Below are 12,623 nucleotides of genomic sequence, written 5' to 3' on the forward strand. Positions count from 1 at the left end.
GATCAGCCCCCGGTGGCAAAGCCGGGGAAGAGCGTCATCCCGCCGTCGACGTAGAGGGTGGTGCCGACGACGTAGTCGAGCAGGTCGGACGCCATGGCGACGACGGCGTTGGCGATGTCCTCCGGGTCCCCCACCCGGCGGTACGGGATCAGGCGCAGCAGGTCGGCCTCGGCCTCGGGGGTGGACCAGGCGTCGCGGTTGATCGGTGTGCGGATGGCGCCGGGTGCGACGGCGTTGACCCTGATCCGCTTGGGCGCCAGCTCCTGGGCGAGGGTCTGCATCAGCATGCCCACACCTCCCTTGGAGGAGGCGTAGTTCACGTGGCCCGACCACGGGATGATCTGGTGGACCGAGCTCATGCAGATGATCTTTCCCGCCGAACGGGAGACCTCCTCCACCACACCGCGCCGGACGAACTCCTTGGCGGCCTCCCGCGCGCACAGGAACTGGCCGGTCAGGTTGACGTCGATGACCTTCTGCCACTGGGCGAGCGTCATCTCCGTCACGGCCGAGTCCCGCTGGAGGCCCGCGTTGGCCACCATGATGTCGATGGTGCCGAACTCCTCGACCATCCGCGCGACCATGGCGGTGACCTGGTCCTCGTCGGACACGTCGGCCTCGTGGGCGTAGGCACGGACGCCGAAGCTCTCGATCTCCTTCACGACGTTCTCGGCCTCGTGCGCGCCGACGACGTAGTTCACCACCACGTCCGCTCCGGCCCGGCCCAGGGCCACGGCGGTCGCCAGACCGATCCCCGAGTTGGCACCGGTCACCAGCGCCTTCTGGCCCTTGAGGAGTTGCGCGGTCGTCCCGCGGTTCTCGACTTTCGCTGCCACCACGATCTCTCCTTCTGCGCTTCGGACGGCGCCCTCAGCAGCCGGACGACGAGCAGGGGAAAGGCTGGACGTCGGCCGGCCCGCCAGGAGGGACACAGGAGCCGTCGGATACCCGGCCCCCAGACGAAAGCACCCCGCCCCACGGGTGAGAGGGACCGGCACGCAACCCAGCCGCACTTCGGCCGGGCACGTCACACCGTCGGGCTACGCCCCAGCCGGGGTTGGGGCCGCCATCCTGGGAGAAGGCACACCGCGGCATGGTCAAGAAGATGGTGGTCTCGCCGGTTGCCATGCCGCGCGCCGCACTGCGGAAAAGGTGCAATGGGGTGCAATGGCTTCCGCGGATTGGATTCAACACGCAGGTCAGAGGGGCTTCCTGTACGCCACGGGGCGTTTCCGGCAGGACAGGGCACTCGGTGCGAGTGCCCTGTCCGGGGTCCGCCGGTGCGGATCAGGTCGGCTCCGGCAAGGAGCGCGCGGGTCCCTCCGTGCTCACGCGTCCCACCGGCGCCGTGTCGCCGGAAGCGCGGGGGATCAGTCCGATCAGTGCCGCGCCGATGAGGCCGGGTACCGCGAGGGCGTAGAAGTTCCACTGGTACGCCAGCCCCGCCCCGATGATGAGTCCGAGCAGGGGCGGCGCCAGCATCGAGCCGAGGCGGCCGAAGCCCAGCGTCCACCCGAGCGCCGTGGCGCCCATCCGCGCCGGGTAGTGCTTGGAGACGTAGGCGAGGACGAACGTCTGCGTTCCCATCGCGCCGACACCCCCCAACGCGACGGCCGCGTACAGCACCGCCGTGGGCAGTCGCAGGCTGAGAAGGATCACGGCCGCGCCGGCCAGGAGGGAGGTGGTCACGATGACCGGCTTCGAGCCGAGCCGGTCGGCGGCCAGGGAGATGAGGAGCTGGCCGACGACGGCTCCGATGTTGAACATGAGCAGGAAGCCGAGGGCCGACCCGGAGGAGTAACCGGCCCGGCGCATGATCTCCGGGAGCCAGGTGTTGTAGCCGTAGATCATGAACAGGCACAGGCACGACATGGCCAGGAAGCAGAGAGTCGCCACGACGTAGGTGCGCGAGAACAGGGCTTTCACGGGAGACATGCCGTCCGTGGCGTCCACGCCGGCCGCGGCCGGCGACCGGGTCGACGCCGTCGCTTCCCGCGGTGCGCTCTGGAGACCGACGTTCCAGCGGCCGGCCGTCTTCTCCGCCTCGGCGTAGCGGCCCTTCGCCTGGAGGAAGACGAGCGACTGGGGCAGGTACTTCAGGGCCACGGGCACGATGAGGACCAGCGGGAGGAGCCCCAGCAGGAACATCGCCTGCCAGCCGAACCCCGGGATCACCGACATGCCCACGAACGCTGCGATGATGCCGCCCACGGGAAAGCCGCTGAAGATGATCGCGAAGACCAGGTTGCGTGTCTTCGGGTGCGAGTACTCACCGCTGAGGGCGCTGGCGGTCGGCAGCACCCCGCCGAAGCCGAGGCCCGCGAGGAACCGGAAGAGCCCGAACATTTCCGGGGACGTCGCGGTCGCGCACAGGCCTGTCATCACCGAGCACCAGGTCAGACAGGCGATCAGGGTCTTTCGTCGGCCCAGGACGTCGGTGAGCGAGCCGACGGTCGTGGCCCCGATGAGCATGCCGATCAGGGCGACCGAACCGATCAGCCCGGCACCGGCGGGAGTCAGGCCCCACCCGCCCTCGTGCAGCAGGGACGGGATGACAGCGCCGTAGATCACGACGTCGTACCCGTCGGCGGCGATGGCGAGTCCGCAGATCGCGAGGACCAGCAGGGTCACCGGAGGCCAGGCGGCCTGGCCGCGACGTCCTCCGCGACTGTCTTCGAGCATGGCAATTCCTCTCACATGGCGTGCGGGTGGCTGCGGGACTGCATCGACTACGGCTCGTCTCGCATCGCTAAGTGTGCACACTGTTGGGTGGCTGTAAAGGTCGTGCGCACGGAAAGGATGAGGAAAGGGGGCTCGCTTCGCTAGAAACCGGTGCCCTGCCCGAAGCTATGTGTATGCACAATGGGCGGGCAGTGCTCTGGAGGCGGGCGCTGTATCGACGTGCTCATGACAGGCCGCAGAATGCGACAGGGCGGCGGCCGGGCCCCAGGGCGCCTACCTGCCGTGACTCCGGTGCAGGCGCCCCTCGTTGTGCGGCCGAGCGCTGTCAGGCGTCCCAGTCCTGCGGGCGTACGGTGAGCGCCACCCGCCCGAGGCTGTTGTCGTCCTCCATGTAGCGGTGCGCGTCGGCTGCTCGGGCGATGGGGAAGGTGCGGTCGACCACCGCCCGGAAGCCCTTCTCCACCTGTGTCCACAACTCCGCCACCGCGGCCGGGTTGCCCGTGCGGACCCCGATGATGCGGTGGCAATCGGAGTACACACGCCGCAGGTCGATCCCCACCTTGCCGCCGAGGAAGGCGCCCGACGTGACCACCGCGCCGCCGCGGGCCAGTGAGTCGAGGGTGGCGTCCCAGACGTCCGGGGCACCGAGGTTGTCCACGGCGATGTCGACACCGCGACCTCCGGTGGCCTCGCGCACGCGCTTCACGAAGTCCGGTGCGTTGGTGTCGAGCACGAGGTCGGCCCCCGCCGCCATGGCTGCGCGCTTGTCCGCCGAGCGGGACGTCGCGATGACCTTCGCCCCCAGGTGCCGGGCGTAGGCGGCCGTGGTGGAGCCGAGTGCGGAGGACGCGCCCTGGACGAGCACCCACTGTCCTGGGCGGAGCCCTGCCTGGGTCATCTGGTTGGCTGCGACGGCTCCGAGAAGTGCGAGCGAGGCGGCCATGGCGGCCGGGATGCCGTCCGGGACCCGGTGGACGTTGCGGGCCGGCACCGCGCAGTACTGCGCGTAGGCGCCGGGGCGGTGGTTGCCGATGAGGGTCAGACCGTCGCACACCTCCTCCCGGCCCTCGGCGCAGTAGGAGCACCTGCCGCAGGCGACCGGAGGGATCACCGCCACGCGGTCGCCCACGCGCACCGAGTCCACGCCCTCTCCCAGAGCGGCGACGGTGCCCGCGTGGTCCGCGCCCAGAATGTGGGGCGGATCGATCCTGACGTAGGGATGGTTGCCGGCGCGTGCCGTCAGGTCGAGCAGCCGTCCGATCCCGACCGCGGCGACCTGGACGAGGACCCCTCCGGGGCCGGGGCTCGGTGTGTCCACCGTGGCCTGCTCCAGGACCTCGGGCGGTCCGAACCGGCGGAACAGCATGGCGCGCATCGTCGCGGTCACCGGCAGGGCCTGCGACCAGCCGAACTCGGAAAGTGTCAGCGTGTCGTTCATGACGCCACCACCCTGTTCTCCAGGCGGCCGATCCGCTCGATCTCGATGACTATGTCATCCCCGGGGGCCAGGAACTCCCCGCGCGGTACACCGCAGCCGGCCGGAGTACCGGTGAGGATGACGTCTCCGGGTTCCAGTCGGGTGATGCGGCTGGCCGCCGCTATCACCTCGGGGATCTTCACCATCATCTGGGCGGTGGAGGAGTCCTGCTTGAGCACCCCGTTGATGCTGAGCTGGATCCGCAGGTCCTGCGGGTCGGCGATCTGCCAGGCGGGCACCAGTCCGGGGCCGAGCGGGCAGAAGCCGTCCTGCCCCTTGTGGCCGACCCAGTCGAAGGTGAACGGCTCGGCGACCGGCTTGTCGGATTTCAGCCGGTCCCGGGCGGAGACGTCGTTCGCCGCCAGGTAGCCGGCCACGTGCTCCATGGCCCGCTCGGGCGCGAGGTCACGGCCGCCGCGGCCGATCACCACGCCCAGTTCGGCCTCCCAGTCCACGCGCGCACCCGGGTAGCCGGGCAGCGGCACCGGGTCGCCGGGGCCTGTCACGGTGGTCGTAGGAGGCTTGAGGAAGAAGAACGGCTCGCCCAGCTCGTCGGGGCGTTCGCAGCCCATCTCCGCGATGTGGTCCCAGTAGTTGGCACCCGCGCAGAGCACCTTGCCGGGATACGTCAGGGGCGGCGCGAGCCGGGCGTCCGCGACGGTGTCGGACGCTGTCGGCGTCCAGTCACGGAACAGCGGGGCGAGCGAGTCCCATCGGGACAGCACCTCCATCAGCGTGAGGCCCTCGGTTCCGGGTGGGCCCTGGACCACCACCCCGTCGGTGTACGCACCGACCGTGACTTTCTCCGAGTCGTCGACCCGGTACTGCACCAGTGACCATTCAGACGGTGTCATGTTCCCTCCGGCATGGGGCTCTCTCAGAAGCTCCTGAAGCATAGTGGATACACATTGGGAGGGGAAGGGCGGGCTCCGGGCGCATTGGTGACCTGTCGTGAGTGTAGTCCTGTGCCGGTTTGAGGGAGAAACTGGTAGTACAGAACATCAAGATCAGTGCTCATGACCTCGGGATGGAAAAGCTTTCGCCGGACGCCTGGACGCTCAGCCGACTCAGGTGTACACACTTATCAGGGTGCCTGTGCGGGATGCGGGTTCACCCGACCAACGAGGAGTGCACATGTTGCGTGTCAAAGGTCTCTTGCACTACGGACTCCAGGTGCCGTCGCTCGACACGGGCGCGGACTTCTACAGCGCGTTCGGACTGGAGGCGGCGGAGCGGGGCAACGCCGTGGTGGTGCGCTGCGACGGCCGGGAGCAGGACCAGACGGTGCTGACGGAGGGGCCGGTCAAGCGGCTGCATCACGTCGCGTTCGCCGTGGAGCCGGGTTCGCTCCCCGCGTGGCAGCGCCACCTGGAGGGCATGCGCCTGAAGCTGCTGGACGCGCCTGCCGAGGTGCCCGGCGGACTGTGGTTCCGGGACCATGAAGGGAACCTGCTCAACCTCCGGGACGAGGGGGTCGCCCCCTGGCGCGACTTCGGAACCACGGATGTCCGGGACGCCAATGTCGGCGACCGGATCCGACGGATCGACCAGGCCCGCTGGGTGACCGTGGACGAGAAGCCCCGTCCGCAGCGGCTCGGGCACATGCTGATCTTCAGCTCCGACGTGCACGCGTCCGAGGCCTTCTACACCCGCACGCTCGGGCTGCGCCTGTCGGACCGCATCATCAACGGCGGGCCCGTCTTCATGAACTCCGGCCCCGGTGACCACCATGTCTTCGGGTTCGTCCCGGGAACGCACCCCGGCCTCCACCACTCCAGCTGGATGGTCGCCGACATCGACCAGATCGCCATGGGCGCGCGGAACATGGCCTCCGTGGGCTACGCGAAGGGCTGGGGCCTGGGCCGGCACACCCTCGGCTCGAACCTCTTCCACTACATCCAGGACCCCTGGGGCAGCTGGATCGAGTACTCCGGGGACATGGACCGCATCACCGAGGACTGGCAGCCGAACGACTGGGACTGCCCGGCCGCGGTGTGGAGCCCCGAGATGCCGGCCGACTTCATCACCAACCAGGAGGACAAGCCCGCCTGACCTCGGTCAGGTGACCGGCTTGACCATTCGCTCCCGAGTCCGGAGAGTTCTTCATGCTTCCCGCACCGAGTACGCCGCACCCGCCCGCCCAGCCGCCCTCCCGGCGGCTCACCGTGGGCGTCTTCCCGGGAGCCGGCGTCGTGCATCTCCACCACGCCGTCGACTCCGGATACTTCCGGCAGGCCGGCCTGGAGGTGAACCTCGTGCAGGTGGTCTCCTCCGACCAGCAGCTGACGGGCTGGAACGACGGCGACTACGACCTCATGCACACCTCGCCCGACCACCTGCTGCGCGGACTCCTGACGAGGGACCCGGTGGCCGTCCGGGCCGAGGGCATCGGCGAACTCGCCGTCCACCGGCGTCTCGAAGCCCCCCTCGCGACAGGCCGATGGGCCGTCGACAACGCCCACAGCGCCTTCGCGTTCGTGCTGCGCGCCGTACTCACGGACATCGCCGCCTCGCCGGTGACCGACGACCGGCTCGTCCCCGTCGGCGGTACCTCGCAGCGGTTCAAGGCCCTGCTGGCGGACACCGTGGACGGCACCACACTCCATCCTCCGTACGACGTCCTCGCCGCCGAGCAGGGCTTTTCCCGCGTCGGCGGACACCTCCAGGTCGTACCCGACCTCATTACCAACGTGGTGGTGGCCCCGCGTGAGACGGCGAAGGCATGGCACACCCGTGCCTACGTCGAGGTCTGCCGCAGGAGCACCGAGGAACTGCTGGCCTCCGGCGCAGGAGGTGTCGAGGCGGCCCTGCTGCGGCAGGGCCTGCCCCCCGCGGCAGCCCGGGCGACTGTCCCCGGCCTCCTCGGGCCGGCCGGCCTCTCGACCTCACCCGAGGTGACCTTGAGCGGCATGGAGGCCGTGGCCGAGCTGCGCCGTCGCTTCACCCCTGACTGGCAACCCGCCCGCCCGCTCACCTCCCTGATCGGACCCGGTCGAGACGGTTGACGCGAACCGTCCATCAGGTGGATACAGTCGTGCACCTTCCGAGACGGACCGGGGACGGGCGGGGCGCTTCTCCGCAGGGTAGTTGGGACGAGAGGCAGTATCGGCTGCATACACCTGGGTAGAATCCCCGGCGTGAGTAGGAGCAGAAGCGAGTCTCGCCAGGAACAGCGCCCGGCTGACGACGGGGGCGAGGTGCGGGCCGAGTCCGCGCCGCCGGACGACGCTCCCGCGGCCCCCACGGGTGGCCGCCGACTTGCTCTCGACGTCCACGGCCGCCTGCGCGCCATGATCCTGAACGGCGAACTGCCACCGGGATCGGCCCTGCTCCAGGCCGAGATGGCCCGGAAGCTGGGCGTCAGCCGCACCCCCATGCGCGAGGCGTTCCGGCTGCTCCAGGAAGAGGGGCTCATCGACGCGCGGCCCGACCAGCGGGCGCGGGTGCGGTCCGTGGACCCCGAGGACCTGGACGCCGTCTACGGGGCCCGGATCATGCTCGAGACGCTCGCCGTCAGCATGACCGCCAAGTCGTTCACGGCCGCCGACACGGAGCGCATGAGTGACGCCCTGAAGCGTATGAAGACGTTGACGGTCGACGACCATCCGGACGAGTGGCACGCGGCTCACCACGAGTTCCACAGCATCGCCACCCAGGCGGTGGGTCCCCAGCTCCAGCGCATGATCGCCTCGCTCGGAGAGCACAGCGAGCGCTACATCCGCCTGGCTCAGCTGGGCGCGCCCGCCTCGTGGGGCAAGGCGTACGCCGAGCACGAGGCGCTTCTCGAGGCGTTGCGCCTGAGCGACCCGGCCGAAGCCGCCCGCGTGGTCGCCCGCCATCTGGCACGTACCGCCCTGAGCGTGCTGGCGGACATCGCTCCCGAGTACGAACCCGCGGCCACGCGCACGGCCCTGGGGCTCGCGGGCAACGGTCAGTCCTGACGCTCCCTCACTTCTCGACGGTCACAGTTCCCCGCTGATGTCCCGCGCCACCGACCGCAGCGGCCGGGCCAGTTCCGTCAGTCGGCTCCTGGGGCAGCGGGCGGACGGCGCCGCCACCGCGACGGCGGCCACGGCCGCACCCGTATGGTCGCGGACGCACACCCCGACCGCGTTCACGCCCCGCTCGCTCTCCTGGAGGTTGAGGGCCCAACCGGTGCGGCGGATCGTCGTCAGCTCGGCCGCCAGGCGTTCGACGTCCTCCGGTGTCCTGGCCCCTTGCTCGGGCAGTCCGTTGGGGTAGAGCGCCCGGAGTCGCTCCGGCGGCAGCTCGGCGAGCAGTGCCTTGCCGCCCGAGGTCACATGGGCGGGCAGGAGCGCGCCCGTGCGGTAGCCGACGCGCAGCGCCTGCGGACCTTCCACTCCGTCCAGGAACCGGGCTCCGTTGCCCTCCAGCACCATCAGGTGGGTGGTCTCGCGCACCGTGTCCGACAGGCGTTGCAGGTGGGGACGGGCAAGGGTGATCAGGTCGGGACGTGGCGTGGCCTGGCTGCCCCTGATCGCCCGGAGGGCCGGCCCCGGTCGGTAGGCCTTGTGGCGGTCCTGTTCCGCGAACCCCTCGAACACGAGCATCGCCAGGACCCGGTGGGCCGTCGACCGCGCGACGCCGAGCCGGTCGGCCACGTCCATGACGCGCAGCTCACCGTGCTCGTGCAGGAGTCGGACGGCACGCAGGGCGTTGCCTGCGGCGCTCACTGGATACGACGGCGATGAGCCGCGTGAATTCTGCACAGAGGAATCCTATCGGCAGGTCATTCCAGCCAGGGGAATGCGTGGGTACGGTCGGTGACATCGACAAACTGTGCACACTTTGGGCAGGCTGCCTTGGCGTGCACCCTGGAGGTTGCGGTGACCGACACAGCAGACGAGCTGATCCAGCGCAAGGAGCTGGACGAGCTGTATGCAGATTTCAAGGATGCGGACCTGATGCCCCTGTGGAATCAGCGCGACGATCTCATGCCGACCTCGCCACGGCCGGCCGCGGTCCCGCACCTGTGGCCGTGGGCGCGACTGCTGCCGATCGCGGAGCGCTCCGGGCAACTGGTGCCCGTGGGGCGGGGCGGTGAGCGCCGGGCGATGGCGCTGTCCAATCCGGGACTGCCCGGGCTGCCGTACGCGACCCCCACCCTGTGGGCCGCGATCCAGTACCTGGGGCCGCACGAGGTCGCCCCCTCGCACCGGCACAGCCAAGGAGCCTTCCGGTTCGTCGTGGACGGCGAGGGGGTGTGGACGAACGTCGACGGGGACGCGGTGGCGATGCGGCGCGGCGACCTGCTGCTGACGCCGAGCTGGGCCTTCCACGAGCACCAGAACGTCACTGACCGGCCGATGGCCTGGATCGACGGCCTGGACATCCCTCTGGTCTCCCAACTGGACGCCGGATTCTTCGAGTTCGGCCCCGACGAGCTGTCCACCCGGACGACGCCCGAGCGTTCGCGCGGTGAGCGGCTGTGGGCCCACCCGGGCCTGCGTCCGGTCAGCCAACCCGACCGGCCCAACTCCCCGCTGGCCGCCTACCGCTGGGAACACACCGACGCCGCGCTCACCGCGCAGCTGGAGCTCGAGTCCGAAGGGGCCGTCGGCGTGATCGAGCCGGGGCACGCCGGTGTCCGCTTCTCCAACCCCACCACCGGCAGGGACGCCCTGGTCACGATCCGCACCGAGATGCGCCGACTGCGGGCGGGGACGCGGACCGCTCCGGTGCGCACGGTCGGCTCGGCGGTCTGGCAGGTCTTCCACGGCGAGGCGACCGCCCGCATCGGCGACCGGGTCTTCGACGTAGCCAAGGGCGACCTGTTCGCCGTCCCGTCCTGGTGCGAGGTCGCTCTCACCGCGCACACCCAGGTGGACCTGTTCCGCTTCAGCGACGAGCCCGTCCACGAGGCCCTGGGCCTCGCCCGCACTTACCGAGGAGAACAGAAGTGAAGCTGGCCACCATCCGGATCGACGGCACCACCCGCGCCGTCCGCATCGACGGGGACACCGCGGTGGACCTGGGGGAGAGCGACCTGGTCGACTTCCTGCGCAGCCCCGACTGGTCCACGGCAGCCGCGAACGCCGACGGCGACCGCTACGAAGGCCCCCTGGACTACGCGTCGTTGGTCGTGCGGCCGGAGAAGGTCGTCTGCGTCGGCCTCAACTACCGCAACCACATCCTGGAGATGGGCCGCGAACTGCCGCGGTACCCCACGCTGTTCTCCAAGTACGCACGGGCGCTGGTCGGCGCCTACGACGAGGTGGTCCTGCCCGCCACGGCCACGCAGATGGACTGGGAGGCCGAACTCGCCGTCGTGATCGGGACCGAGGTACGGCACGCGGACCCGGAGCGGGCGCGCGCCGCGATCGCCGGATACACGGTGCTCAACGACGTCACCGCCCGGGACTGGCAGTTCCGCACCCCGCAGTGGCACCAGGGCAAGACCTTCGAGGACACGACACCCGTCGGGCCATGGCTGGTCACCGCCGACGATCCCGCCGTGGCCGCCGGGGGACTGGGCCTGGCCTGCGAGGTCGACGGCGACACGGTTCAGAAGGCCGACACGGGGGACCTCGTCTTCGATCCCGCCACGCTGGTCGCGTACGTGTCCGAGATCGTCACCCTCGTCCCCGGCGACGTGATCGCGACGGGCACCCCGGGCGGTGTAGGGCACGCCCGCAAGCCGGCCCGCTACCTTCAGGACGGCTCCGTGCTCGTCACCCGGATCGAGGGGCTCGGCGAGTGCCGCAACACCTGCCGCAGGGAAGTGCGGTGAGCGGCCGGCCGGACGCGATGCTGGAGTGGCTGGCAAAGGGCACTGCCGCCTTCGAGGCCGCAGTGCACCTGGCGACCGACACGAGCCTTCTCCGACCTTCGTACCTGCCGGGCTGGAGCCGGGCGCACGTCGTCACGCACCTGGCCCGCAACGCGGACGCGCTGCTCAACCTCCTGAACTGGGCCCGCACCGGTGTCGAAACACCGATGTACGCCGGTCCCGACCAGCGTGCCCGCGAGATCGAGAAAGGGGCCCGTCGCCCGGCCGCCGCACTGCGCGCGGACCTGCTCCAGGCCGACGGCCGACTCGCCGGGGAACTCGACGCGTTGCCCGACACCTGCTGGGAGGCGACGGTCCGGACCGCCAGGGGACGCGAGGTGCCGGTCCGGGAGGTCCCCTGGATGCGGGTGCGCGAGGTGTGGGTCCACGCCGTCGACCTGGACAACGGCACGAGCTTCGACGACGTCCCCCGTGAGGTCTGCGCGGCCCTGGTGGACGACGTGGCAGCCGGGCTCCGGGCTCGCACGGACCTGCCGCCCGTCGAGCTGCGGGCCGAGGACGGCGGTCGCACCTGGCTCCTGGGCGTGCCCCGCCCAGCGGAGACGCTCACGGTGACCGGCGACCTCCCCAGCCTGGCCGCCTACGCCACCGGCCGACCCGTACCAGGCCCTCTCTACGCCGGCGGCGGATCCGTACCGGCACTGCCCGCGTGGCTGTGAAGTAGGAGGGTGGGGCGCCGCCGGCCGTCGCGGTGGCGGGGGGACCGGCGGCATGGCCGGCGGCACCGAATCCGCGGAACAGGGTCCCGCAGTACTCACGGGCCAGGAGCGCCGCGTCCCACTGACCTTCGGTCGCACCCACTGATACGTGTGGTGGTGCAGGTTGAGGAACTGCAGGGTGGCCAGCCGCGGCGGCATCGCACGGAAGGTGCCCCGCTCTGCCGCCTCCGCGAGCAGCCCCGAGATCAACTGCTCGAAGTCGGAACGTCCCCCACTTCGCGAGTGCGTGTCACGGCTCGACGTCGGAGTCCTGGGCGGCGTGTGAGAGGCGCACCATGGCGCGGTAGAGAGCGGTGGGCGCCGGTGCTTCGGGCAGGGGAGGGATCGGTGCGTCGGGCGTCGCGTAGGAGCGGATCATGTGGCCGACGAGGCGGCGCCAGGTGTCGGGGGCGGCTTCGCCGGTGGCGGTGACGACTCCCGCGTTGGCGATGAGCAGGATGACGACGTCCTGGTGGGTGAAGTCCTCGCGCAAATGCCCGGTGTCCTTGGCGCGGGTGATGAGCTCGAGCATCCGGTGGTACGCCTCGGCGCGGCGGGCCTCCAGCGCCTTCGCGGCGGGGAAGGTCATGGCCAGGACGTCGGCGAAGCCGCGGTCGGCGGCCTGCATGGCGCAGACGGCATGGAGGTAGCCGGTGAAGCCGCGCCACGGGTCGGGGTCGGCGAGTGCCTCGGTGACGGCGTCGACGTAGGCGTCCATGCGGTCGGCGAAGACCGCGTTCACCAGCTCGTCCCGGTTGGCGAAGCGCCGGCCGAGCGTGGCCTTGCCGACCCCTGCCTCGCGGGCGACCGAGGCCATGGAGACGCCGAGTCCTTCGGTGGCGAAGAGGTGGCGGGCGGCGGCCAGGATGCGGCAGCGGTTGCGTTCGGCGTCGGCGCGCAGCCCCCGGCCGGTCTGCGGGGACAGCGCCTGGTCGGCAGGTGACGAGGTCATCCC

At 70.6% G+C, this 12,623-nt stretch carries 12 protein-coding genes; 6 read left to right on the forward strand and 6 right to left on the reverse strand.

The features are described from left to right. Positions 1–2 precede the first annotated feature (2 nt). The 4 genes from AC2XR2_RS39225 to AC2XR2_RS39240 form a co-directional block, all read right to left on the reverse strand. Complete coding sequence (locus AC2XR2_RS39225) at positions 3–836, reverse strand: SDR family oxidoreductase (protein WP_381297277.1); 834 nt, start codon at positions 834–836, stop codon at positions 3–5. A gap of 451 nt (positions 837–1,287) precedes the next feature. Beyond that, complete coding sequence (locus AC2XR2_RS39230; protein ID WP_491517696.1) at positions 1,288–2,682, reverse strand: MFS transporter; 1,395 nt, start codon at positions 2,680–2,682, stop codon at positions 1,288–1,290. A 325-nt stretch (positions 2,683–3,007) separates the two neighbouring features. Further along, positions 3,008–4,120, reverse strand: a complete 1,113-nt coding sequence (locus tag AC2XR2_RS39235; RefSeq protein WP_491517697.1) for an alcohol dehydrogenase catalytic domain-containing protein — start codon at positions 4,118–4,120, stop codon at positions 3,008–3,010. Further along, entirely contained in the window at positions 4,117–5,013 is an 897-nt protein-coding gene (locus AC2XR2_RS39240) for a fumarylacetoacetate hydrolase family protein (RefSeq protein WP_381297119.1), read from the reverse strand. Before AC2XR2_RS39240 ends, AC2XR2_RS39235 begins: the two co-directional genes overlap by 4 nt. A 280-nt stretch (positions 5,014–5,293) precedes the next feature. Here AC2XR2_RS39240 and AC2XR2_RS39245 point away from each other — a divergent pair, with 280 nt between their 5' ends. From AC2XR2_RS39245 to AC2XR2_RS39255, 3 genes are all read left to right on the forward strand, one after another. Next, complete coding sequence (locus tag AC2XR2_RS39245; RefSeq protein ID WP_491517698.1) at positions 5,294–6,211, forward strand: VOC family protein; 918 nt, start codon at positions 5,294–5,296, stop codon at positions 6,209–6,211. Positions 6,212–6,264: 53 nt separating this feature from the next. After that, the gene (locus tag AC2XR2_RS39250; RefSeq protein WP_491517699.1) at positions 6,265–7,164 is read left to right on the forward strand and encodes an ABC transporter substrate-binding protein; all 900 of its coding nucleotides are present in this window, start codon (positions 6,265–6,267) and stop codon (positions 7,162–7,164) included. Positions 7,165–7,296: 132 nt separating this feature from the next. Next, the gene (locus AC2XR2_RS39255) at positions 7,297–8,100 is read left to right on the forward strand and encodes a GntR family transcriptional regulator (RefSeq protein ID WP_491517700.1); all 804 of its coding nucleotides are present in this window, start codon (positions 7,297–7,299) and stop codon (positions 8,098–8,100) included. Positions 8,101–8,121: 21 nt separating this feature from the next. On the opposite strand, the gene AC2XR2_RS39260 is transcribed toward AC2XR2_RS39255, so the two are convergent. Next, the gene (locus AC2XR2_RS39260) at positions 8,122–8,853 is read right to left on the reverse strand and encodes an IclR family transcriptional regulator (protein WP_491517701.1); all 732 of its coding nucleotides are present in this window, start codon (positions 8,851–8,853) and stop codon (positions 8,122–8,124) included. A gap of 90 nt (positions 8,854–8,943) precedes the next feature. On the opposite strand from AC2XR2_RS39260, the gene AC2XR2_RS39265 reads away from it, so the two are divergent. From AC2XR2_RS39265 to AC2XR2_RS39275, 3 genes are read left to right on the forward strand one after another with little or no spacing between them, the layout of a single operon-like run. Next, a complete protein-coding gene (locus tag AC2XR2_RS39265) occupies positions 8,944–10,083 on the forward strand; it encodes a cupin domain-containing protein (RefSeq protein WP_491517702.1) in 1,140 nt (379 codons plus the stop codon). Next, positions 10,080–10,910, forward strand: coding sequence for a fumarylacetoacetate hydrolase family protein (locus tag AC2XR2_RS39270; RefSeq protein ID WP_491517703.1), 831 nt, complete (start codon positions 10,080–10,082; stop codon positions 10,908–10,910). The genes AC2XR2_RS39265 and AC2XR2_RS39270 overlap by 4 nt, the downstream gene beginning before the upstream one ends. Then, the gene (locus tag AC2XR2_RS39275; protein WP_491517704.1) at positions 10,907–11,629 is read left to right on the forward strand and encodes a maleylpyruvate isomerase family mycothiol-dependent enzyme; all 723 of its coding nucleotides are present in this window, start codon (positions 10,907–10,909) and stop codon (positions 11,627–11,629) included. Before AC2XR2_RS39270 ends, AC2XR2_RS39275 begins: the two co-directional genes overlap by 4 nt. Positions 11,630–11,918: 289 nt before the next feature. Here the strand turns inward: AC2XR2_RS39275 and AC2XR2_RS39280 are convergent, their stop codons facing one another. Further along, positions 11,919–12,620: a TetR/AcrR family transcriptional regulator gene (locus AC2XR2_RS39280; RefSeq protein ID WP_449351977.1), complete on the reverse strand. Its 702-nt coding sequence runs from the start codon at positions 12,618–12,620 to the stop codon at positions 11,919–11,921. Positions 12,621–12,623 lie beyond the last annotated feature (3 nt).

The sequence above is a fragment of the Streptomyces sp. LS-MS-L19 genome (genome assembly GCF_058382285.1).